This is a genomic window from Bradyrhizobium sp. 160 (assembly GCF_023073735.1).
In the GTDB taxonomy this organism is placed as follows: Bacteria; Pseudomonadota; Alphaproteobacteria; order Rhizobiales; family Xanthobacteraceae; genus Bradyrhizobium.
In genome coordinates, this window is the sequence record NZ_JADPKD010000054.1 from 61,340 (window position 1) to 85,155 (window position 23,816).

General features: G+C 61.0%; 18 protein-coding genes and 1 pseudogene. 13 read left to right on the forward strand and 6 right to left on the reverse strand.

The window, feature by feature from the left end; genetic code table 11:
* Positions 1-1,210 precede the first annotated feature (1,210 nt).
* A complete protein-coding gene (locus IVA98_RS20005; protein WP_247305084.1) occupies positions 1,211-1,501 on the reverse strand; it encodes a PDZ domain-containing protein in 291 nt (96 codons plus the stop codon).
* A gap of 213 nt (positions 1,502-1,714) precedes the next feature.
* Between IVA98_RS20005 and IVA98_RS20010 the strand changes: the two genes are divergently transcribed.
* Both IVA98_RS20010 and IVA98_RS20015 read left to right on the forward strand, forming a co-directional pair.
* Positions 1,715-2,974 carry an MFS transporter gene (locus tag IVA98_RS20010; RefSeq protein WP_247332419.1) on the forward strand — a complete coding sequence of 420 codons (1,260 nt, stop codon included), beginning with the start codon at positions 1,715-1,717 and terminating at the stop codon, positions 2,972-2,974.
* 335 nt (positions 2,975-3,309) lie between these two features.
* Positions 3,310-3,666 (forward strand): Hsp20 family protein, encoded by a 357-nt coding sequence (locus IVA98_RS20015; protein ID WP_247305088.1) that lies wholly within the window; start codon positions 3,310-3,312, stop codon positions 3,664-3,666.
* 80 nt (positions 3,667-3,746) lie between these two features.
* Here the strand turns inward: IVA98_RS20015 and IVA98_RS20020 are convergent, their stop codons facing one another.
* The 3 genes and pseudogenes from IVA98_RS20020 to IVA98_RS20030 all read right to left on the reverse strand — a co-directional run bounded on the left by IVA98_RS20020 (position 3,747) and on the right by IVA98_RS20030 (position 6,731).
* On the reverse strand, positions 3,747-4,115 hold the full coding sequence (locus tag IVA98_RS20020; RefSeq protein ID WP_247305093.1) for a hypothetical protein: 369 nt from the start codon (positions 4,113-4,115) through the stop codon (positions 3,747-3,749).
* Positions 4,116-4,415: 300 nt separating this feature from the next.
* The gene (locus tag IVA98_RS20025) at positions 4,416-6,407 is read right to left on the reverse strand and encodes a protein-L-isoaspartate(D-aspartate) O-methyltransferase (protein ID WP_247305637.1); all 1,992 of its coding nucleotides are present in this window, start codon (positions 6,405-6,407) and stop codon (positions 4,416-4,418) included.
* A gap of 112 nt (positions 6,408-6,519) precedes the next feature.
* Positions 6,520-6,731: pseudogene (locus IVA98_RS20030) on the reverse strand (hypothetical protein).
* A 342-nt stretch (positions 6,732-7,073) separates the two neighbouring features.
* Between IVA98_RS20030 and IVA98_RS20035 the strand changes: the two are divergent.
* Positions 7,074-7,565 carry a metallophosphoesterase family protein gene (locus IVA98_RS20035; protein WP_247355369.1) on the forward strand — a complete coding sequence of 164 codons (492 nt, stop codon included), beginning with the start codon at positions 7,074-7,076 and terminating at the stop codon, positions 7,563-7,565.
* Between the two features lie 1,295 nt (positions 7,566-8,860).
* On the opposite strand, the gene IVA98_RS20040 is transcribed toward IVA98_RS20035, so the two are convergent.
* Both IVA98_RS20040 and IVA98_RS20045 read right to left on the reverse strand, forming a co-directional pair.
* Positions 8,861-9,790 (reverse strand): response regulator, encoded by a 930-nt coding sequence (locus IVA98_RS20040; RefSeq protein WP_247305097.1) that lies wholly within the window; start codon positions 9,788-9,790, stop codon positions 8,861-8,863.
* A complete protein-coding gene (locus IVA98_RS20045) occupies positions 9,780-13,151 on the reverse strand; it encodes a hybrid sensor histidine kinase/response regulator (RefSeq protein ID WP_247355370.1) in 3,372 nt (1,123 codons plus the stop codon). Before IVA98_RS20045 ends, IVA98_RS20040 begins: the two co-directional genes overlap by 11 nt.
* 168 nt (positions 13,152-13,319) lie before the next feature.
* Between IVA98_RS20045 and urtA the strand changes: the two genes are divergently transcribed.
* The 10 genes from urtA to IVA98_RS20095 all read left to right on the forward strand — a co-directional run bounded on the left by urtA (position 13,320) and on the right by IVA98_RS20095 (position 23,815).
* Positions 13,320-14,579 (forward strand): urea ABC transporter substrate-binding protein, encoded by a 1,260-nt coding sequence (gene urtA, locus IVA98_RS20050; protein ID WP_247305102.1) that lies wholly within the window; start codon positions 13,320-13,322, stop codon positions 14,577-14,579.
* 127 nt (positions 14,580-14,706) lie between these two features.
* Positions 14,707-15,633: an urea ABC transporter permease subunit UrtB gene (urtB, locus tag IVA98_RS20055; RefSeq protein ID WP_247305107.1), complete on the forward strand. Its 927-nt coding sequence runs from the start codon at positions 14,707-14,709 to the stop codon at positions 15,631-15,633.
* Positions 15,634-15,649: 16 nt separating this feature from the next.
* Positions 15,650-16,792, forward strand: coding sequence for an urea ABC transporter permease subunit UrtC (gene urtC / locus IVA98_RS20060; protein WP_247305109.1), 1,143 nt, complete (start codon positions 15,650-15,652; stop codon positions 16,790-16,792).
* 10 nt (positions 16,793-16,802) lie between these two features.
* Complete coding sequence (gene urtD / locus IVA98_RS20065; RefSeq protein ID WP_247305112.1) at positions 16,803-17,558, forward strand: urea ABC transporter ATP-binding protein UrtD; 756 nt, start codon at positions 16,803-16,805, stop codon at positions 17,556-17,558.
* A gap of 11 nt (positions 17,559-17,569) precedes the next feature.
* The gene (gene urtE, locus IVA98_RS20070; protein ID WP_247305114.1) at positions 17,570-18,259 is read left to right on the forward strand and encodes an urea ABC transporter ATP-binding subunit UrtE; all 690 of its coding nucleotides are present in this window, start codon (positions 17,570-17,572) and stop codon (positions 18,257-18,259) included.
* Positions 18,260-18,286: 27 nt separating this feature from the next.
* The gene (fmdA, locus tag IVA98_RS20075) at positions 18,287-19,516 is read left to right on the forward strand and encodes a formamidase (protein WP_247305117.1); all 1,230 of its coding nucleotides are present in this window, start codon (positions 18,287-18,289) and stop codon (positions 19,514-19,516) included.
* Between the two features lie 90 nt (positions 19,517-19,606).
* The gene (locus tag IVA98_RS20080; protein WP_247305121.1) at positions 19,607-19,954 is read left to right on the forward strand and encodes an FmdB family zinc ribbon protein; all 348 of its coding nucleotides are present in this window, start codon (positions 19,607-19,609) and stop codon (positions 19,952-19,954) included.
* A 58-nt stretch (positions 19,955-20,012) separates the two neighbouring features.
* Positions 20,013-21,053, forward strand: coding sequence for an aliphatic amidase (locus IVA98_RS20085; protein WP_247332422.1), 1,041 nt, complete (start codon positions 20,013-20,015; stop codon positions 21,051-21,053).
* 597 nt (positions 21,054-21,650) lie between these two features.
* Entirely contained in the window at positions 21,651-22,535 is an 885-nt protein-coding gene (locus IVA98_RS20090; protein WP_247305128.1) for a helix-turn-helix domain-containing protein, read from the forward strand.
* Between the two features lie 209 nt (positions 22,536-22,744).
* Entirely contained in the window at positions 22,745-23,815 is a 1,071-nt protein-coding gene (locus IVA98_RS20095) for an ABC transporter substrate-binding protein (RefSeq protein ID WP_247305131.1), read from the forward strand.
* Position 23,816: the final 1 nt, after the last annotated feature.

Here is a 23,816-nt window from a genome sequence, read left to right on the forward strand (position 1 = left end):
GCACGATAGGTGCTGTGGCGGACGGGAAGCGCACGGAATAGAAGCATCACCATGACCGATGAGATGCTGAGTCCGTTTGCGTCGGCGATGGCGTTTGCGATGAGCGGCGCAATTCTCCGTGATCGAACGATCGCCAACTCGAACTCGTCTTTGAGGCGATCGTGTCCGCACCGTTGTAGTTCCTGGCGACCGGGGACTACACCATACGGCGGCGCTTACAGCGGTACGGAAGGGACAACGTTGTCGGCCGTTCGACGCAACAGACTTTCAACGTTGTTGCCCCGGTTCGTGCGATAGAGCCGCAGGTCTACACTCAAGAAGGAGAGCCCGCGCCGGATCCGGATCTGGAGCGGTAGTGGTCGCCGTTGTTCAAGCGGGGTGGGCGACTTCTATCGGCACCACGGGACCTGCTCGCAGACCTTCCGCAAGTATTACAATCGCTATCTGCAGAGCGGAGATGAAGCGGACCTGCTGCCGCGGCGGCTGCATCGGTGAAGCGAAATGGCGATCGCTCCAATGGAGCCAGCGGCGACGGCGTTGCGGGCGAGACCGATAGCATTGCTTGCCGCCGACGCTCCCGCAGCGAGCGATCGTCGAGGAGGCAGAGAGCGACCAAGAGCGAAGATCCAAATGTCGCGAGGAGGGCAAACTCTGGCGAAAGCTTTTGGACGGTGAGCGACAGTGTTGCGGAGAGTGCGGCGAGGCTGCACGCGCCTTGGAGGACAGTGCAGATGGTGATGCTAAGAACCGAGAGACCATGCCGTCGATGAATCGTGAAGGCAAGGATACTAAGTGCCATCGGAAAGGCTATGACAGTCCGGACCAGCTCGGACCGAGCCAACCTGATCGAGCAGCAATAGAGGCAACGAGCAGTCCTGCAAGCGCTGCTCGGAGCAGAACCGATTTGAGGCTCTCTTCACTTCGACCGCCAGAGGTTTCGATTTGGAATTCCCTAGCGATCCTGCGCCCGATGGCGTCCGCGTGGTTGGATAGCAGTTCGTCGATTGCAATTCGACAAACGGGGAGAATAGCTAATCGTTGTCATGGTGTTTAGGTCGCGGTAGTCGCTTTCGTGCCGCTGGAGCAGTCCGGCGGGTACGAGCACAAATGTTCTTTCCAACATCAGGCCGTGACGCGCGACCTGTCTCCGGACAGGCGTCCGCGCCGGCTCGCGGTCCCGCTTTCGGCGTCAGAGAATGCTAGTCCTGGTTCAGGAGACCGCGACAAAAAGAGACTGGCCGTCGCGCTTGACGTGCAGGAGCACCGGCCTGTTCTCCCGCCGCGCGTTCGTCCACGCCTCGGCCATATCGGAGGGTTGATGGACCTCGCGGTTGTTGACCGTGGTGACCACGTCCCCCGGCTGGATCCCGCTCTCGGCAGCCGGGCTACCAGGCTCCACCTCTTCGACCATCAAGCCAGCCCCCAGCCGCTGCCGTGCCGCTTCTGGGATCGGCGCCAGATTCAATCCGAGTCGTTTGCCTGTCTTATCCGATTGCTGCAAATCGCTCGTTCCGCTCCGTCGCTCGCCTTGAGGCTGACCGACTGCGACCGTGAGTTCCTGCGTGTTGCCGTTTCGGACAACGGTAGCGCCATCCGTGACCCCGGGGGGCTGGTCGGGAGCGAGATGCTGTTCGCGCCTTTGGATCGAGGAGGCCGATCCAGCGTTTTTGGACAGCGATGATCCGTTCGACCCCGAACTGCTGGTGGCAAGTGGGTGCGCGATTGGTTCGATGTGACCCAACCTGCGCCAGCGATACCAGTCGAGCCTTTAGAATTCAGGCGTAAAGGCGTGCGCGAAGCTAGGCCGCTTGCTTATGTCGTGTTGTATGTTGCGCTATACGCAGCATTCGGCGCGGCATCACCGTTCTGGCCAAAGTTCTTCGAAACAAAGACCGTGAGTGCCCAGCAGATTGGCGAACTGCTGGCTGCCGCGATGCTGGTGCGCCTCGTCTCCGGTCCAGTCGTTGCAGCCTTGGCCGACCTTCTCGGATCGTTGCGCCTTGTGCTCGCAGGCTGTGCGATCGTGGCCGGCGCAGCCTCCGCTGCCTTGCTCCGGGCGGATACTTTCGTGCTGTTGCTCCTTGCCGCGCTGGTTCAGGCGGCGGCTCTTGCTCCTACTACCGCAATTGCTGATGCGTTGTCGGTTAACGCCGCGCCGCAGCAGAGAGCGGGGAGGGCTTTTGAATACGGCTGGATACGAGGCGCTGGCTCGGCGTCGTTTGTGCTGGGCACATTGGCAGTTGGCCAGCTCATAACTTCTACGGATCTTGCGCCAGTCCTCTGGGTGAATGCGATCCTCCTGATCGCGGCCGCCGGCGCGACGGTATGGGTTCCCCCTCCGGCCACTCAAGCCGCATCGATGGGCGGGATCCGCTCTGCTGCGGACAAAGTGTTCGCGGTTCTCAAGATTGCGGGGTTTCGATCGGTGATCGCGGTTTCAGCCTTGGTCTACGGCAGCCACGCAATGCACGACGCCTTCGCGGTCATACGGTGGAGCGATTCTGGCTTGCCCGCGTCGACAATCAGCTTCCTATGGTCCGAAGCGGTCCTGGCAGAGGTATTCGTTTTTTTGTTCATTGGTCCGGTAATGCTTGACCGGCTTGGCGCGCGTGGCGCCGCTATCGTGGCGGCAGCTGCGGGCGTCGTGCGTTGGTCCGTTGCGGGCCTGACGACATCAGTTTTGCTGCTCTCACTGATACAGCCGTTGCACGGACTAACTTTTGCGCTGCTTCATCTCGCTTGTATGCGCCTCGTGCGGGCGGTAATCCCCATAAGCATCGCCGCGACAGCTCAGGCTCTGTATGCGTTCGGCTCCGGACTGGTGACCGCGCTGCTAACGCTCGTGTCGGGCGCCATATATGCGAGATACGCCGGAGCAGCCTTTCTTCCAATGGCAGGTCTTTGTGTCGTTGCCTTCCCATTCGCCTGGTTCGGGTTTGCGCGCCGGACGGTCCGGTCTGGAACCTTCGGCTGAGAACAGACCGAGCGCCCGATCGGCACTCCGAAGTCAGACCCTGCCGTGGAGAACGCTCGCGTTGCCGCTAAGCACGTGTCGTCCTCGTTCCAGGAGGAAAGAATCGTTGGGTTGTCTGGGTAACCAATGAGGCGTCGCGACCGAACGCCCGATGCCACCGACACGCCATTCGTCACAGGCACACGGGTCGCAGCCGGGTTCCGCCGCTGTGCCCGCCTCCAGTCATTGCTGCCGCCAGCAGCACACGCCATTACTTCGAAAATTCCGCAGACAAAGCGGTCGCCTCTCTTGAACTCGAAAACAGTACTTCTAATTGGTTGCTTGCCACCGATGTGGTGCCGGACGCGTTCTACGGTTCGGCAGATACCGCCGGAACATCCCGGCGTCGCTTTTATCCATGTTGCACGATCACTGCAGAGCAATCCAAGCTTACGGTGGAGGGCCGCAAGGCCGACAAAGGTGATCACAACTTCCTGTTCCAGGGCATCTCCATGCGGCCGTTCCGCCGCGTGTTCAACCTGGCCGACTACGTCCAGGTGAAGAATGCGAGCTTCGAGAACGGCATGCTGAAGATCGATCTGGTCCGGGAGGTGCCGGAATCGATGAAGCCGATCGCCGGCACGCTGGTGGCGCTGATAGCTGCTGTTCGGATCTGGTACGCGCATGGTGGCCATCCGCAGGCGACAGCGTGAGGCCCGGTCGAACTGGTGGAGGGGGGCCGGCGTACTTCTGGCCTCCCGCCATCCAACTGACCCATTAGCTGCGGCCAGCCTTACTTTTCATTCAGCGCAAGGAATGCATTCCAGGCGGCGGTTGCCAAAATCTGCGACGGACGGCGGCGGCAAGCCTTCTCGAGTTCAGCCGCCATCAAGCCAGTATCAACAATCGACTGCTTCTGGCCGCTTGCCGCGGCCACGTAATTTAGACCGCTCCAGAACCCTTCAACCCATTTCATCACGTCGTCCTTACTGACGCGTCCGGTGTGCATGACATCGCACCCTTCGGTCCCCAGGCCCGCGATGTTGACGCGGACGCGAGCACTTTCTGAGTGGCAGGGCAGGGCAAACAGAACAATCAGCGCGAGCATCGCGGCCGAGACGCGCCGCCAACAAAACCTAACCGAACAACCAAAGCCTGTCATCGATGATCTCTGGCAGGACAGCGCTCTACCGCGTCGCGCCCGGGTTGCAATCTTTCCAATGAACTCAGGTGGAGCTGAATCGATCCAAACGCGTCTCCGCCGCTACACGTCTTTGGAGGATCGTCGTCCGGCAGCAGTTGCGCCTGGTCGGCTCAGAGCCGCCGCTCCGAGCATGTAGGTTGCGGAAAACGCCACGAATGCACCGATCGTCGTGTCGATCGCTCTGCGCCCGTGGCGAACTCGCCAACGGTAACAGCACAAGATCTGGAGCTTCGATGGGTTGCTCCGCGCGACGTCGCTTCACAGGCCGAACGGATAGGTGTCGGGGACGCCGGCACGCCGATGTTCAGGTCCCAGCGACCGGACGGCATGAGTCTCATCGAACCACAAGAACGCATCAAACTGCTGAGGCAGGGAGGCTTCCGCGTAATGGCTTTGCAGTTCGGTGTCCGGACGATAGATAACCCCGATAAACCGTTCGAGGCGCGGGTCGAGCAAGCGACGGCGAAGGCTCTCATCGCGGCGGAACTCGAGCAGTCCGCGCGCCCCACCGGCCTCGTGAAACTGGCGCTCGTAGCTATCACCTCGAGAGGCTCGCACCTGCATCACTTCCATCTCGCCGTCCCAGTGCGATGCGGCAGCCACGGTACCGGTGTGGGTGCCAAGTCCGATCAGGCACGCTGCGGTCGCAAACTTCATTCGGCTAAGCTGACCGATGTTGAGCTCCTCGCGGACCGCGCCCATCTCAGTGAAGCGGGCATCGCCGATATGAGAGTTGTGCGCCCAGACCACGGCCTTTGATTGAGGACCCTGTGCGTCGAGGATATGCTCCAGGGTTTCAAACATGTGCGTATCGCGCAGGTTCCATGATTCCGCGCCTCCGTAATACATGATCCGGTAGTAGCGCTCGGCGGAGGCGACAAGACGCGCGTTCTGCGCGGCATCCAGGAAGCTGTCGGGGTCGGTCGCAGCGTAGTCGAGTTGCTTTCCGAGGATGTCCTGGCACTGTCGGACCACCTCCGCCTCGCATTTTTGATAGCCTTCGGTCAGGACGGCACGACCATAGGTCGATGGTTCGCGCTGCCAAGGGGTCAGGCATCCATAACGCTCGCGAGCAACCGCTGCTGCTGCAGGATCTACCCTGTCGAGATAGGCGAGGACGGCCGCGATGGAGCTGCGCATGTTGTAGATGTCGAGACCGAAGAATGCGGCCCGGTCGCCTGCAGGCTTGCTTTCGTTGTGTTCGCGCATCCATTCGACGAAAGCGGCCACATCGGTGTTGCGCCACATCCAGGTCGGGAAGCGCTCGAACGGACTTTCGCTCGAGCTGCGGGACGCCCGCAGACGAACGTATCGGTCGATCGCGGCGGCGTCAGGCCAATCTGCTTCGACTGCAACGGCCGTAAAGCCGTGCTTCTCGATCAGGCGGCGCGTGATCGCGGCTCGCGCCTGGTAGAATTCAGACGTGCCGTGGCTGGCTTCGCCCAGCAACACGATTCGAGAGGACGCAAAGCGGTCGAACGACGCGCCGAAAGCGGGATCGTCGAAAGCCGGCAAGGGTTCGACGGCGGCACGGATCATCTCCGGGAGCGAGCGGAATTGGGTATGTCCGGGGACGTGATTGCTGGCAGAGCGCGTGCCGTCCTCGGCCCATCCGTGTTCCCCAATCAGAGGCACGAAACGGACTGCTCCGAAAGTTTCTTCCTCGAATTCGACGTCGCTCCGGCGAGTGAGCCGCAGCAATGATTGTTCATGTTCGAAGTCGCCGATGGGGATGACGAGGCGCCCGCCGATCGCCAATTGCCGCTTGAGCGGCTCCGGTACCGTCGGTCCGCCGGCAGCGACCAGGATAGCGTCGAATGGCGCCTCCTCGGGCAGACCTCGTGTGCCGTCGGCCGTATGAACGCAGCAGTTGGTATATCCCAGGGCCGAAAGACGGTCGGCGGCGACTCTGGCCAGATCGGCATGCCGCTCGATGGTGTGAACAGTTCTGGCGAGGCGTGAGGCCACGGCCGCGGCATACCCTGAGCCGGTTCCAACTTCGAGCACCCTGTCGGTGGACTTCAGTTCGGCCGCCTCAGTCATTAGCGCGACAATGTAGGGCTGCGAGATAGTCTGGGCGTGCGCGATCGGCAGCGCGCCATCCTCATAGGCGAATTCCTCAAGTCCGGGTTCCACGAACCGCTCTCGCGGGACCTGCATCATCGCGTCCAGAACCCGCAGGTCGCGGATTCCACGACCCGCAAGCTGCACCCTGATCATGCGGTCGCGAAATTGTGTGAAATCCGCCATCGCAGCACCGTCTGTCGGACCAATGGTGATCTTGATAAATCCAATTAGGACCGAATGGCGCGGTTCCTCCAGAGAGCCGATCAAACCAAACCCGCCGACGAATTCGCCGTGCCTAGCCCGCCTCGGAGGGGCACTTCGGACAGGTGTCGCCAATCGAATCCAGAACATCGCGGACCTGATCGGAGAGACGCCGCGTATCTTGGCGGGCGATGTCGAAGGCTCGTGAGCGTGCGGGTCGGCGCGGTCCTGCATCCAGCCATGCTCCTCGCACTCTCGGATGGCGCCGGCCTCCTGCAGCACGGAGATCGCCCAGCCGCGCAGCATCCTGACGGCGGGCCGCCTTGACAGGAACGCATCCTTGCCGACCGTGCCCGTTCCGGCTGCTAACAAGGATTCCAAATTGCGCGCATCCGGCTTTTCCACCTGGTCCGACCGCCTGTGCACAACGGCTTCTAGGCGGCCGAGGCCGGATTTTCCTTCTCCCCAGTCGCGAGGCAGTAGACGTGCATGCGTCTTCAGCACGGGAACGAAGGCTGCGAGCACGCGTTCAGCGAGCAAACTCTGGACTTGCCATGGTACTGAAATAGCGTCCCAAGCTGGCGGGCCGTCACTGCTCGATCCTCGTCACCGATCAAAACGGTGAAGAGGTCGGAGGGGGGCGACTGGATGTTCCTCATTGAAGCCCGACCTCGCATGAAGATTGGGGTGATCTCGGACACACATGGGCTTTTAAGGCCCGAGGTGGAGCGCTGCTTGGCAGGCGTGTCTCACATCATCCATGCCGGCGATATCGGCACTCCGGATGTTGTGGAGCGCCTTCGCCAGATCGCGCCCGTCACTGCGATCAGAGGAAATGTCGATCGGGGCGACTGGGCCAAATGCTTTTCTGAAACCGAAACACTGCAGCTCGGCGGCCGACGCTTCTATGTCCTGCACGACCTCAAGGAGCTGAAGGTAAAGCCGGCCGAGCTTGGAATCGACGTTGTAGTTTCTGGTCATTCCCATAAGGTTCGGATCGAAACCGCCGATGGCGTGCTCTATTTGAATCCGGGAAGCGCCGGCAAGCGACGCTTCAAGCTTCCCATCACGCTGGCAACGCTCAATCTCGATCGCAGTCGTTCCCTCCGGCCGGTAATCCACGACCTCGACAGACTCTGACAGGACGCAGGCGCCTCCGAGCGCGTTGATGCAACCCAATACGTGTTTAGTTTCTGCCCATCGACCAGGTCGATCGGAGGCCGCTTCGGGTCGATTTGATCTTTCTCGGGATTGCCCTGCAGGGATCGTTCGTCTGCCGGTGCGTCCGGCCGAGGAGGGCACCAGCCGTGGCGCCTTCACATTCTGCAGCGCGAGATCGTGCCTAAGGCCTTCGAAGACCGCTTCGCGCGGCAGGCCTCAGCGCGCCATACTCTACCTCGGCGTCCACGGTCGGGCGACCCACGTGGCCTTCGGCTACTTGATCCGGATATCGACGGTTATGTTCGCCGGATTAGCGGATCCAGCCGTTCCCGTAACTCGCCCGCGACCAAGTCGCGCACTCCGGGTGAAGCGCAGCTCGCCAAGCGTGATCTTGACTGGCCGTCCGGCAGGCTCACCTTTGTGGCTTGCGGTGCATCTCAAATGAGTTACGATGCAACCTCTTTTAGAAATTTGTATTTGGACCTACCCATTGGCAACAAGCATTGAATCGATCGTTTCGGCTTATGTGCGTCTGAAGAACCGGCAGGCCTTGGAGAATATGAGAGACCTTCGGCACCAATTGCTCGAACAGCTGCAAGCCACATCAGGCGTTGACTCTGCTGACTCTCGAGATGCTCTACTTGAGGACCTCCGAGTCATCGAGGATGGACTGGAGCAGCTTCAGCTGGATCCGTAGAGCGGGCCCCTCAGAAAGCAAACCAACGCCGTAAATGTAGATAACTTTCAATCTCAACCGACGTCTCGTTGCCGTCTCCGTTCGCTGGCTCCAAGCTGTGGCGCTACGTGAGTCGGGGCATTCATGGAACGGGAGCGGTTGCGGCGCATGTCTGTGGAGGAGCTGTGGCAACTCCATACAGTGGTCAATGACATTCTCGCGTTGAAGCTCTTAGCGAAAAAGGCAGAGCTGGAACGACGGCTTGGGCTGCTTAACCGAGGCGAAAATACCCCATTAACTGGGTATGACCCGGAGGAGTGAGGTCGCCCAGAAGTGTTGCCGCCTACGTGCATGCCCACGCTGACCCATACAGCTCTTGCGTTCGACCACGCTCGAAGACAAACGCCTGTGGCGGGCGCAAGCCAATAGCCGGGGCGCTACTATTGGCGTCACGAATCTCACGCTTCAGCCCGAGCTGTCCGGCGGATGCACGCCCAAAAATTGAGCGGGACGCGGGCAACCCGCGCAATTGCTCCCAAGCGTTGCGCAGCAATTCCTGCAGCTATTGCTCGCAAAATTGCTGCACCGGCGCCTTTTCCTAGGACCTCCGATGTGTCGCATTCACGGCGATCGCAGCCGCTGCGGTTCGGTTCTCGACACCCAGCTTGGAATAGATTTGCTCGAGGTGCTTGTCGACGGTGCGCGGGCTGAGACCCAGAATCTGCGCGATATCGCGGTTAGTCTTACCCTTGGACAGCCACGATAGCACCTCGCCCTCGCGCATCGTCAGCCCGAACTCACTGGAAAATGCGGCCGGCGCGTCAGCGCGGGAATGCTTCTCCAGCCGCAGCAGGAATTCGTTCGGCCCGAGTTTGCCCATAAATTGCAGTCGCAGGTGCTCGTTGCCGGGAAGTGTCGCCACGGCCGCGGCCTTCAAACCGGCGTTGTTTTTTTGCGACTGCTCCAGCCATTGCGGCAGAGGATCGGGCAGCACGACATCGTTGTCGTCGCCAGTCGCAAGCGTGTCCGACAGCAGCTTTTGAGCTTGCGGCGTCGCCCACATCAATTTGCCGATATTGTTCACCGCCAGCAGATAGCGGCCGGAGACGTCGAGGGCGGTGCGGGCGCTCTGGGTCAGGCGCGCATTGGCAAGGTGGACGCGAATTCGCGCAAGCATCTCCTTGACCGCGATCGGCTTTGTCACGTAATCGACGCCGCCAGCCTCCAGGCCGCGGACGATGTGTTCGGTTTCCGCAAGGCCCGTCATGAAGATGATCGGCACGTTGGCAAGGCCGGCGTCGCGCTTCAGGCGTTTGCAGGTCTCGAAACCGTCCATTCCTGGCATGACGGCGTCGAGCAGCACGATGTCCGGCGTGATCTGGTCGACGATCCGGATTGCCGAAGCACCGTCGAGCGCGACCATGACGGTCATGTCGGCACCGTCGAGCGCGTCGGTGAGCAGCCGCAGCGTCTCCGGGGAATCGTCGACGACGAGGGCGACATCGCGCTTTTTGGATTCAATGATCATAGCCGTGCAGGGTCTTTAACGTCGCCATGTATTGATCGAGATCGAAGCGGTCGATCAGCGAGCGCATCTGCGTGACGAAATCGGCGTGCTCGGGATGATCGTTGCCGATTTCATCAAGCTTGACCTGGATGGCGCGGATGTAGCCCAATTGCCCAAGACCGATCAGTTCCTCGACATGCCTGACCGACGGGCGCGAGCCGGTGTCCGGCCGCCAGTTCGGAACGGTGACCTGATCGACCTCGTATTCCCAATCGATCTTGAGCAGCTGGCGAATGGTCTCCAATAGCTTGGGAATGTCGATCGGCTTCATCAGATAGCCATCGTGGAACGGTTGCGCCAGCGGCGCGCCGTGGGCTTCCAGCGCGCTCGCCGACACCATCAGGATGCGAGCCTGGTGATGGCCGGTCTTGCGCAACGTCTCCGCCACCGTCCATCCGTCCATGCCGGCCATCGAGATATCGAGGAGAAACAGATCGGGCCGGCAATGCTGCGCCAGCGCCAGGCAGGCTGGGCCGTCGGGCGCGCTGAGCAGGATGAAGCCGAGCGGCGTCAGCACTTCGCGCAGGAGATCGCGATGGACGGGCTCGTCGTCGGTGATAAGGATAGTCTTGCGCGCGCCGTGATAGCCGGAGACCGGCGCCTCCACTGGCGCGGTGCGCTGCGGATTGGTGACTTCCGACAGCAGCATCTTGACCTTGAACGTACTGCCGGTGCCCACCGTGCTCGTGACCTTGATGTCGCCGCCCATGACGCCGGCGAGCAGCCGGCTGATGGTCAGGCCGAGCCCCGTCCCGGTTTGCGGCTGTGAGACACCGAGTGCGCCGCGTTCGAAAGGCGCGAAGATCCTTTCGAGATCGCCGGCCTGGATGCCGGGACCGGTGTCGATCACCTCGAATTCGGCGACAGGGCTGCGGTAGTGAACCACGAACTGCACACTGCCGGCCTGCGTGAACTTGATCGCGTTGGACAGCAGATTGATCAGCACCTGCCGCAGCCGCTTCTCGTCGGCATAGACCACGATCGGCACATGCGCTGGCCGCCTGAACACGAAGTCGATGCCCTTGGCGGCCGCCTGCAGGCGGAACATGCCGACGAGCTGGTCCAGAAACTCGCTGAGCCGCACCTCGTCGCGCGAGAGATACAGCCGTCCCGCTTCGATCTTGGAGATATCCAGAATGCCGTCAATCAGGCCGGAGAGGTGGTCGGCGCTGCGGCGGACGACGCGGACCTGGTCGCGCGGCTTGGTGTTCAGCGTCGCATCCTGCTCCAGGAGCTGCGCATAGCCGCTGATCGCGTTCAGCGGCGAGCGCAGTTCGTGGCTGAGGCCGACGACATAGCGGCTCTTGGCGAGGTTGGCGGATTCCGCGACCTCCTTGGCGCGCTGGAGCTCAGCGTCGGTGCGCTTGTGCGCGTCGATCTCCTGGATCAGCAGCGTCGTCTGCCGCCGCGTCTCGGCCTCGGCCGCGCGACGACTTTGCTGCGCCAGCACGAACAGCCAGGCCACCACACCGATGATGATGCTGAGCGAGAAGAACACCTTCCAGAGCACGTTGGACACGAGCATGTTCTCGCCCTGCACGCTTGCCGAGGTCTGGAGATAGATCAGCCCCAACACCAGTGCGACGAGACCAGCGGAGACCACGAACACACCGATATAGTGGCCGAACTGCGAGTTGATCCGCTGATAGATCGGCTGCGGAAGGATCTTGCTCAGCGCCTCGGAGAACTGCACCTGCGCGCGCCCGTGCGGCTTGCAGAGATCATGGCAGCGAGCATCCAGGGAGCAGCACAGCGAGCAGATCGGGCCGGCATAAGCGGGACAGGAGGTCGTGTCCTCCGGCTCGAAGCTGTGCTCGCAGATGCAGCACTGGATCGCCTCGACATTGGCCCAACTCTTCTCCGGGTTGCGTGCGATGTAGAATTTTCCGCCGGTGAGCCAGGCGATAACGGGCGCGGTCACGAATGCAACCGTCAGCGCGACGAAGGCCGCCAGCGCCTTCATGGTCGAACCGAACAGGCCGTAGAATGCCGCGATCGAGACGATGATCGCCAGCGTCATCGCGCCGACGCCGACCGGATTGATGTCGTAGAGATGCGCGCGCTTGAACTCCATTTGCGGTGGACGCAGGCCGAGTGGCTTGTTGACCACGAGGTCGGATACCAACGCGCCTACCCAGGCAATCGCGACGTTGGAGTAGAGCGCGAGTGTCTGCTCCAGTGCCTTGTAGACACCGATTTCCATTAGCAGCAGCGCGACCATCACGTTGAACACCAGCCACACGACGCGCCCGGGATGGCTGTGCGTCAGACGCGAGAAGAAGTTCGACCAGGCGATCGAACCGGCATAGGCGTTGGTGACGTTAATCTTGAGCTGCGACAGGATCACGAAGATTCCGGTCAGCGCCAGCGCAAGGTCCGGCTCTGATAACACGTATCGAAATGCGACGAGATACATATGCGCGGGCTCAGCGGCCTCTTCGGGCGGCACACCGTGGCTCAGCGTAAAGAAGGCGAGGAACGAGCCGGCGAGAAGTTTCAGTGCGCCGAGCACGATCCAGCCCGGCCCTGCGCTCATCAGTGCAATCCACCACGACCTCCTGGAGGTCCGTCGATCGCGCGGCAGAAAGCGCAGGAAGTCGACCTGTTCGCCGATCTGCGCCACCAGCGAGAACACCACCGACGATGCCACGCCGAACAGCAACAGATCGAAATGTCCGTTGAGGTCGCCGTGCTCGCCCGAGAACTTGCGCCACTCCGTGAACGAATGGGGGTTGGCCCATGCGATCGCGGCAAAGGGCAGGATGTGCAGGATGACCCAGAGCGGCTGGGTCCAGAGCTGGAAGCGGCTGATCAGCGTGATGCCGTAGGTCACGAGCGGGATAATCGCTATCGCGCTGATGAGGTAGCCGATCGGGCGCGGAATCCCCAAGCACATCTCCAGCGCGGTTGCCAGGATCACCGCCTCGACGGCGAAGAAGATGAAGGTGAAGGAGGCGTAGATCAGTGAGGTAACGGTCGAGCCGATATAGCCGAAGCCGGCACCGCGGGTCAGAAGGTCAATGTCGATGCCGCATTTGGCTGCATAATAGGCAATCGGCACGCCGCAGGAGAAGATGATGGTGGAGACGACGAGGATCGCCGCGGCGGCGTTGGTGACACCGTAATTGAGGGTGATGGTGCCGCCGATTGCTTCGAGCACCAGAAAGGAGATTGCGCCGATCGCGGTGTTGGCGACGCGGGCGGCGGACCAGCGGCGCGCACTCTTGGCGGTGAAGCGCAGCGCGTAGTCTTCCAGCGTCTGGTTGGCGACCCATTGGTTGTACTGGCGCCTGACGCGGTCTATTCGCTGCCGCCCTGCCACTCGAACCCCACTTCTGAACCCGCCGGATCCCCTCGCAAATCCCGTACCAAAAGCCTACGTCGGTATTTTGCGGTGCAGTATACGCGATCTTGCGTATGCTTGCGATGCACAAATTCGAGCCATCCTCACCGGACAAATCGCGCGTTCTCGAACAAAAGTGGGGTGCTCATGTCAGACGAAGCAAACAAGGGCCTGTTGTCGCCGCTCCGGCGCAAACTATTAATGGGAATGGCGGCCGTGCCGGCCATCGCGATGCTGCCACGGGCGTCGTTTGCGCAGGCTCCCTCCACTTCGGCGGTCAACACCACGGGGCTCGCGGTCACCGATACCGAGGTAACGGTCGGCATCCTGCACTCGGCGACCGGCACGATGGCGATCTCCGAGACCGGCTCGATCGAAGCCGAAAAGCTCGCCATCGAGCAGATCAACGCCATGGGCGGCGTGCTCGGGCGCAAGATCAAGTTCATCCAGGAAGACGGCGCCAGCGACTGGCCGACCTTCGCCGAAAAGGCCAAGAAGCTGCTGGTCAACGACAAGGTCGCGGCCATCATGGGCTGCTGGACCTCCGCCTCGCGCAAGGCCGTGCTGCCGGTCATGGAGCAGTATAACGGCATGCTCTACTACCCGACCTTCTACGAAGGCCTCGAGCAATCCAAGAACGTCATCTACACCGGCCAGGAGGCGACCCAGCAGATTTTGGCCGGCCTGAACTGGATCGCGAAGGAGAAGGGCGCGAAGTCGTTCTTCTTCATCGGCTCCGACTACATCTGGCCGCGCACCTCGAACAAGATCGCGCGCAAGCACGTCGAGAACGTGCTGAAGGGCAAGGTCGTTGGCGAGGAATATTATCCGCTCGGCAACACCCAGTTCAACTCGGTCATCAACAAGATCAAACTGACCAAGCCCGATGTGATCTTCACCGACGTCGTCGGCGGCTCCAATGTCGCCTTCTACAAGCAGCTCAAGGCGGCCGGTATCGACCTCTCCAAGCAGGCGTTGCTGACGATCTCGGTGACCGAAGACGAAATAGACGGCATCGGCGGCGAGAACATTGCGGGCGCCTATGCTTGCATGAAGTACTTCCAGTCGCTCGACAATCCGAACAACAAGGCTTTCGTGCCCGCGTTTCAGAAGGTATGGGGCGAGAAGACCGTGATCGGAGACGTCACCCAGGCTGCCTATCTCGGCCCGTGGCTGTGGAAGTTGACGGTGGAGAAGGCGGGCTCCTTCGACGTCGACAAGATCGCCGCGGCTTCGCCGGGCGTCGAGTTCAAGGGTGCCCCCGAAGGCTACGTACGCATCCACGAGAACCATCATCTCTGGTCGAAGACCCGGGTGGGACGCGCCAAGCTCGATGGTCAGTTCGAGCTGATCTACGAAACCGCCGATCTCGTCGAGCCGGATCCGTTCCCCAAGGGTTACCAGTAAACCGCAGCGCCAGTCGCGATTTTCCCAACCAAGCCGCTCCCTGGCGTGGATTGCAAGTCCACGCTCAAGACCCCCGCGTCGCGAACCTGCTCGCGACGCGGGACCCTTTCCCCGACGGAGGACATCGATGTTCGGCGACTACTCGCTTGGTGAGCTAGGCTCCATCTTCGTCATGCAGGGTTTTGCAGGACTGATCCTGTTCTCGGTCTACGTCCTGATGGCGCTCGGGCTTGCGATCATCTTCGGCCAGATGGGCGTCATCAACATGGCCCATGGCGAGTTCATGATCCTCGGGGCCTACGTCACCTGGATGACCTCGAATCTCTTCCAGGCCTATTTGCCAAGCCTATTCAGCGGCTACTTCTTCCTCGCGATGATCCTGGCCTTTGTCGCATCCGGCGCGCTGGGCATGCTGGTGGAATTGGTGCTGATACGGCATCTGTACAAGCGGCCGCTCGACACGCTGCTCGCCACTTGGGGCCTCAGCCTGATGCTGCAGCAGGCCTATCGCTCCGTGTTCGGCGCGCGTGAGGTCGGCGTCGAGTTGCCGCAATGGATGCTGGGCTCGTTGCACGTCACCGACAGCATCGAAGTGCCGATCAACGGCGTCTTCGTGATGTGCCTCACCGTGCTGATCACGCTTGGCGCCGCCTATGTCATGTACAAATCGCGCTGGGGCCGCCAGGTCCGCGCCGTCGTGCAGAACCGCATCATGGCCGGCGCGGTCGGAATCAACACCGAGAAGGTCGACCGCTACACCTTTGGGCTCGGCTGCGGCATTGCCGGAATTGCCGGCAGCGCTTTCACCATGATCGGCTCGACCGGGCCGACCTCCGGGCAGCTCTACATCGTCGATACGTTCTTGGTGGTCGTGTTCGGCGGCGCCGCCAGCCTGCTCGGCACCATCGCCTCCGCGTTCTCCATCTCGCAGACGCAATCGACGCTCGAATTTTTCATGTCGGGTTCGATGGCCAAGGTGCTTACGCTGCTCGCCGTCGTCGGCATCCTGATGCTGCGGCCGCAGGGTCTGTTCGCCCTCAAAGTCCGCAAATAACGGAAGCAGGCAAGTCATGATCATCAGCTCACGCTTCTTCAATCGATCCGAGCTCATCGGCTTCATCGCGCTGGCGGCCGTTCTGTTCGTGATCCTGCCGCTGACTTTGGACGTCTTTCGCCTCAACCTGGTCGCGAAATATCTGACCTACGCCTTTGTCGCGATCGGCCTGGTGCTGTGCTGGGGTTATGGCGGCATCCTGAGCCTGGGCCAGGGTGTTTTTTTCGGCCTCGGCGGCTACTGCATGGCAATGTTCCTCAAGCTCGAGGCGTCCAGCGTCGAGAACACGAAAATCCAGTCGACGCCCGGCATTCCGGATTTCATGGACTGGAATCAGATCACCTCGTTGCCGTTGTTCTGGCAGCCATTTCACAGTCTTACGCTCACCATGCTCGCCATCATTCTGGTCCCCGGTCTCTTTGCCCTGATCATCGGCACGGCGATGTTCAAGCGCCGCGTCGGCGGGACCTATTTCGCGATCATCACCCAGGCCGTCGCGGCCATCCTGACCATCCTGATCGTCGGGCAGCAGGGCTACACCGGCGGCATCAACGGCATGACCGACCTGCGAACCCTCAAGGGATGGGACATCCGGCCGGACCATTCCAAGGTCATCCTCTACTTCGTCGAGGTGGTGTTGCTGTTCGTCTGCATCGGCATCGCGCAGTTCATCCGCCTGACCAAGCTCGGCCGCATTCTGGTGGCGATGCGTGAGCAAGAAGACCGCGTCCGCTTCTCCGGCTACAGCGTTGCCAATTTCAAGATCTTCGCCTTCTGCATGGCCGCGATCTTCGCCGCGATCGGCGGTGCCATGTTCGCGCTCAATGTCGGTTTCATGTCGCCGTCCTTTGTCGGCATCGTGCCGTCGATCGAGATGGTGATCTACACCGCGGTCGGCGGGCGGATGTCGATCTTCGGTGCGGTGTGGGGCGCAATTCTGGTGAATTTCGCCAAGACCAGCCTGTCGGAATCCTTCCCGCAACTCTGGCTGTTCGGTCTCGGCGCGCTGTTCATCGCGGTCGTGCTCGCTTTCCCGAACGGCCTGTCCGGACTCTGGGCTGATTACGTGCAGCCGCGCATCGATCGGCTGTTTGCCTCGCGTAAGTCGAAGGCGGGCTGGAACGACAATTCGGTCGCCGACGGCGCGCCGGCAGAGTGAGGAGACCATCATGCTCGTTGGACGTCAGCCCAAGGATTTTCTGCTCGCAGTCTCAGGACTGACCGTCTCGTTCGACGGGTTCAAGGCAGTCAAAGACCTCTCCTTCTACGTCGAGGAAAACGAGATCCGTGTCATCATTGGTCCCAACGGCGCCGGCAAGACCACGGTGCTCGATCTGATCTGCGGCAAGACCAAGGCCACCGAAGGCTCGATCCAGTTTCGTGGCACAGAGCTGACCAAGCTGAAGGAGAACGAGATCGTCAAGGCAGGCGTCGGGCGCAAATTCCAGACGCCGTCGGTGTTCGAGGATCTCACCGTCTTCGAGAACCTCGAGATCTCGTTTCCGCGCGGCCGCACTGTGTTCGGCTCGCTGACCTTCCAGCGCGACCAGCCGGTGAAGGAGCGGGTCGAGCAAGTGGCGGAGATGATCTTCCTCAACGAGAAGCTCAACACTTATGCCTCCGAGCTCAGCCATGGCCAGAAGCAGTGGCTCGAGATCGGCATGCTGCTGATCCAGGAGCCGGATCTTTTGATGCTCGACGAGCCCGTGGCCGGCATGAGCGTCTCCGAGCGTGCCAAGACCGCCGAGCTGCTCAACCGCATCATCAAGAACCGCTCGGTGCTGGTGATCGAGCACGACATGAAGTTCGTCGAGGACATCGCGCACAAGGTCACCGTGCTGCACCAGGGCCAGATCCTCTCCGAGGGCACCATGGAGCGGGTAAAGAACGATCCCAAAGTCATCGAAGTGTACCTCGGCCACTAAGGAGCGCGTTGATGCTGGCAATTTCCGATCTTCACGTCGCCTACGGCCAGAGCGAGGTGTTGCATGGGCTCAACGTCAAGGTCGCGCCCAACGAGATCGTGGCGATCATGGGTCGCAACGGCATGGGCAAGACCACGCTGATGAAGTCGCTGATGGGCATCCTGCCGGCCAGAAGTGGCTCGGTGACGATGGACGGCGCCGAGCTCGGCAGCCTGCCGAGCTACGAGCGGGTCGCCAAGGGCCTCGCCTATGTGCCTCAAGGTCGCATGATTTTCTCGGCAATGACGGTGAAGGAGAACATCGAGACCGGACTCGCCGTCTCCGGCGGAACCGAGGTGCCGGGCGACATCTACGAATTATTCCCTGTGCTCCTGGAGATGAAGGGCCGCCGCGGGGGCAATCTCTCCGGCGGCCAGCAACAGCAGCTCGCGATCGCGCGTGCGCTCGCGACCAAGCCGAAGGTGTTGCTGCTGGACGAGCCGACCGAGGGCATCCAGCCATCCATCATCAAGGACATGGCGCGCACGCTGAAGCGGATCCGCGATGAGCGAGGCTTGTCGATCGTCGTGTCCGAGCAGGTTCTGAGCTTCGCGCTCGATATCGCCGACCGCGTGCTGGTGATCGAGAACGGCGAGATCGTCAGGGACGATCCGCGCGACTCCGTCGATGCCGCGCAAGTGTCGAAATATCTGTCCGTCTAACCAACCGTGTAAAAGGGGAGCATCCCGATGCCAGAGACACTGATCAAGGTCGATCTCACCAAGTCGGCTTACGAAAACGACATGGTGCACAACCGCTGGCACCCCGACATCCCGATCGTGGCCTGGGTCAATCCTGGCGACGATTTCATCATCGAGACCTATGACTGGACCGGCGGCTTCATCAAGAACAACGATTCCGCTGATGATGTGCGTGACATCGATTTGTCGATCGTGCACTTTCTGTCGGGGCCGATCGGCGTCAAGGGCGCCGAGCCCGGCGACCTCCTCGTCGTCGACCTACTCGATGTCGGTCCGCTCAAGGAAAGCCTGTGGGGCTTCAACGGCTTCTTCTCCAAGCAAAACGGCGGCGGCTTCCTCACGGATCATTTTCCGATAGCACAGAAGTCGATCTGGGACATCAAGGGTCTCTACACCTCGTCGCGTCACGTGCCCGGCGTCAATTTCGCGGGCCTGATCCATCCCGGCCTGATCGGCTGTCTGCCCGATCCGAAGATGCTGGACACCTGGAACAAGCGCGAGGCCGAGCTGATCTCGACCAATCCGACCCGCGTGCCTGGTTTGGCCAATCCGCCGTTTGCGCCGACCGCCCATGGCGGTCGCGCCAAGGGCGAGGTCAAAGACAAGATCGGCGCAGAGGGTGCGCGCACGGTGCCGCCGCGTGAGCATGGCGGCAATTGCGACATCAAGGATCTCTCCCGCGGCTCGAAGATCTATTTCCCGGTCTATGTGCCCGGCGCCGGTCTCTCGATGGGCGATCTGCACTTCAGCCAGGGTGACGGCGAGATCACCTTCTGCGGCGCGATTGAGATGGCTGGCTGGCTGCACCTGAAGGTCGAGGTGATCAAGGACGGCATGGCGAAATACGGCATCAAGAACCCGATCTTCAAGCCATCGCCGATCACGCCGAACTACAAGGACTATCTGATCTTCGAAGGTATCTCGGTCGATGAGGCCGGCAAGCAGCACTATCTCGACGTCCATATCGCCTATCGCCAGGCCTGCCTCAACGCCATCGAGTACCTGAAGAAGTTCGGCTATTCCGGTGCTCAGGCCTATTCGATCCTCGGCACTGCGCCGTGCCAGGGCCACATCTCCGGCGTGGTCGACGTCCCCAATGCCTGCGCCACGCTGTGGCTGCCGACGGAAATCTTCGACTTCGACGTCATGCCGTCGTCGGCGGGACCGATCAAGCACATCAAGGGCGATATTCAGATGCCGATATCGCCGGACAAGTAGCCTCTCTCCCTCTCCCCGTTCTTACGGCGAGAGGCTCAGGGTGAGGGGCCGTCTCCGCACATACGATCACCAAATGCGTCGAGGTCAAAGATGCCGATGTACGAATATCTCTGTGACGGCTGCGGACCCTTCAAGGATCTCCGACCGATGGCGGAATGCGACCATCCGCAGCCCTGTCCGCAATGTGAAGACATGGCGCAGCGCGTGATCCTCACCGCGCCGAACTTCTTCTGCATGCCGGCGGAGAAGCGAAAGGCCCATGCGGTCAACGAACGCAGCACGTATGCGCCGCAGACGGTGGCGCAATACAAGGCCTCGCACGGGCCCGGCTGCGGCTGTTGCTCGACGGGCAAGACGAAACCGGTGCGCCTGATGACCAGGAGCAAGAGTGGCGCGAAGGGTTTTCCTACCGCGCGTCCCTGGATGATCAGCCACTGACATCAACGCCGCCGCTTCAGCGGCGTCTCATTTTCAACCAGAGCAGAAGGCAATACCAATGCTTCACGGTGACATCTCCAGCAGCAACGACACGGTCGGCGTCGCAGTCGTCAATTACAAGATGCCGCGCCTGCACACCAAGGCGGAGGTGCTCGACAACGCGCGCAAGATTGCCGACATGGTGGTGGGCATGAAGGTGGGCCTGCCGGGCATGGATCTGGTGATCTTCCCGGAATACTCCACCCACGGCATCATGTATGACTCCAAGGAGATGTACGAGACCGCGTCGATCGTGCCGGGCGAGGAAACCGCGATCTTTGCCGAAGCCTGTCGCAAGGCGAAAGTGTGGGGCGTGTTCTCGCTCACCGGCGAGCGTCACGAGCAGCATCCTCGCAAGGCGCCCTACAACTCCTTGATTTTGATGAATGATAGGGGTGAGATTATGCAGAAATACCGCAAGATCATGCCGTGGGTGCCGATCGAAGGCTGGTATCCCGGCAATTGCACCTATGTCTCCGACGGCCCGAAAGGTCTCAAGGTCAGCCTGATCATCTGCGACGATGGCAACTATCCGGAAATCTGGCGTGACTGCGCCATGAAGGGCGCCGAACTGATCGTGCGCTGCCAGGGCTACATGTACCCGGCCAAGGAACAGCAGGTGCTGATCTCCAAGGCGATGGCCTGGGCCAACAATGTCTATGTTGCGGTCGCCAATGCCGCGGGCTTTGACGGCGTTTATTCCTATTTCGGCCACTCTGCGATCATCGGCTTCGATGGCCGCACGCTCGGCGAAACCGGCGAGGAGGAATATGGCATCCAATACGCGGCGCTGTCGAAGCATCTGATTCGTGATGCCCGCCGCAACAACCAATCGCAGAACCACCTCTACAAGCTCGTACATCGCGGCTATACCGGCATGATCAACTCCGGCGAAAGCGCAAAGGGTCTCGCGGCCTGTCCTTACGACTTCTATTCGAAATGGACCGCCGATCCCGAAGGCACGCGTGACATGGTCGAGGCGATGACCCGTGGGACCGCGGGCACCGCCGAATGCCCAATCAATGGGATCCCGAATGAGAGGTCGGCAACCAACTACTAGCGCACTAGGCGACAGCACTGGGGCAGAGCGTGGGCGAGCTGCAAGCGCGCGCACCTTCTTATTGCGCCAGGCTGCGTGGGTATTCGGACTCGCCGCACGAAAGGGTTATTGTAACCCCAAATTGGATCTGGTGCTCTTTGCGCTGGCTGGACCTAGCTCAAACTTGCCGATGATCGAGCGAGAGCTCAAGTGTTTCAGTGGTTAGGAGGCGGCGTGTGCACCGCGTGTGCACCGAGAGATCAAGAAAAATCTATGCTCAGGAAGCTTGAAACGGTCGCACTGGTCCAGTCACTTCTCTGCGGATCCAGCGCGTCGCATGATTTCAGCAGCAGCCTGTTCCTGCTGTGTTCAACCTCAGTCATCTTGAGCGCGTTGTCCAAGCACTACGTAGCAGCGGCTGCAGTCGATCCGCCCACGCCGCGGGGCTACGGAACTGCGTGCCGCACGTCAAAAAAGTATCAGTTCAGCATTGAAATGGTGGTGGCGTGCCTAGGTACGGGTCGCTACTCTCCGCGCGAGAGGAAGCGCTGAACAAGATTCAGCGATAAGGAACAGGGGCGGAAAACTGTAAACCGCACCGGCCTGAAGGGAGCGGATATGGAACCGGACCTGGAAGTCGTCCAGATACGGCGCGGCGAGTCGTTCAAGGCGTGGTCGCACGGCTATCCATTCCACACGGTCCGCTGGCATTTCCATCCCGAATACGAGCTCCATCAGGTTGTGACCACCAGCGGTCGCTATTTCGTTGGCGACTTTATCGGCGAGTTCGAGCCGGGCAATCTCGTGCTCACCGGCCCCAACCTGCCGCACAATTGGGTAAGCGATCTGCCGGCGGGGAGCACCATTCCTCTTCGCGGACGCATCCTTCAGTTCAGCGAACAATTCATCGGTGACATGATGAAGGTCATGCCCGAGCTGTCGGGCCTCGCCACGCTGCTGGAATTCGCCCGCCGTGGCGCGCTCTTCAGCCGCAGCATCAGCGACAAGATCGCCCCGCTCATGGAGGAGATCGTGGCGGCGAACGGCGTGCGCCGGATCGAGCTGTTCCTGATGATCTTGGGCACGCTCAGCCGCGCCCGAAATGCGCGTCCGCTTTCCAGCCCGAAATATCTGCCCGACCCGTCTGGATACATGTCCGCGGGCATGAACAAGGCACTCGCCTTCATCCGGCAGAACCTGACGCAGCCTTTCGGTGAATCTGAGCTCGCGGCTATCGCTGGCCAGTCGCAGAGCGCGTTTTCGCGCTCCTTCCGCCGGCACACCGGCATGTCACTGGTGCAATACGTCAAGCGTCTTCGCATCAATCTTGCCTGTCAGATACTGATGAGCGACGAGCACGCGTCCATCACCGACATCTGCTTCGAAGTCGGCTTCAACAATCTCTCCAATTTCAACCGACAGTTCTTGGCCGAGAAAGGAATGCCGCCTTCGCGCTTCAGGCGATTGTTGGCGCAGAACATCAACGCGGCACGTGCTGCATAGCCGGTAAAGGAGAAAAAGGGGAGGAGGTTCACTACGGCAAGAGCGACGCGGACACGCCGATGGCGGTCTGCGATTGGAGACGGTTGTCCAAATTTTTGGTGGCTTCAGTGCATCGGCACCCATCGCCGCCGGTCATGGAGCAGCGAAGGCGTGTCTTCGATGGATCAACGAGAGCAGTCTAACATTCAGTTCCGGAAAGGAAAGTACGAATGAAAAAGTTGTCGCCGAAATATTGCACGATCGCATTGGCCGTGTCGCTGCTGGGCACGACAGCCACGTTCTCGCAGGCCGCGGAGGTGAAGGACGCGACGGTGGCCTTCCTGATGCCCGACCAGGCCTCCACCCGCTACGAACAGCACGACTATCCGGGCTTCGCGGCCGAGATGAAGAAACTCTGCGCCAGTTGCAAGGTGATCTACCAGAACGCCAGTGCAGATGCCGCGCGGCAGCAGCAGCAGTTCAACTCGGCAATCTCGCAGGGCGCCAAGGTGATCGTGCTCGACCCCGTCGATTCGACGGCCGCAGCCTCCCTGGTCAAGATGGCACAATCGCAGGGCATCAAGGTCATCGCCTATGACCGGCCGGTCCCCGATGCCAAGGTCGATTTTTACGTGTCCTTCGACAATGAAGCCATCGGCAAGGCCATCTCCGAATCGCTGGTCAAGCATCTGAAAGCCGCCAACGTCACGGCGAAGGAGGGTGAAGGCGTGCTCGAAATCAACGGGTCGCCGACCGATGCCGCCGCGGGACTCATCAAGAAGGGCATCCATGAGGGTCTTGATAAGAGCGGCTATCCCATTCTCGCCGAATACGACACGCCGGACTGGGCGCCGCCCAAGGCGCAGCAATGGGCGAGCGGCCAGATCACCCGCTTTGGCAAGAAGATCCTCGGCGTGGTGGCCGCCAATGACGGCACGGGTGGTGGCGCAATTGCCGCTTTCAAGGCCGCCGGTGTCGATCCGGTGCCGCCGGTGACGGGCAACGACGCGACCATCGCCGCGCTTCAGCTCATCATCGCCGGCGATCAGTACAACACGATTTCCAAACCCAGCGAGATTGTGGCCGCTGCGGCTGCCCAATCGGCGGTGAAATTCCTGTCCGGCGAGACGCCCAAGGCGGAAACCACGCTGTTCAATGCGCCATCGAAGCTGTTCGTGCCGGCGGTCGTCACTCAAGAAAACCTGAAGGCGGAGATCATCGATAAGAAAATCCAGACGGCCGATCAGCTCTGCACGGGCCGATATGCCGCCGGCTGCAAGAAGCTCGGCATAACACCGTAGC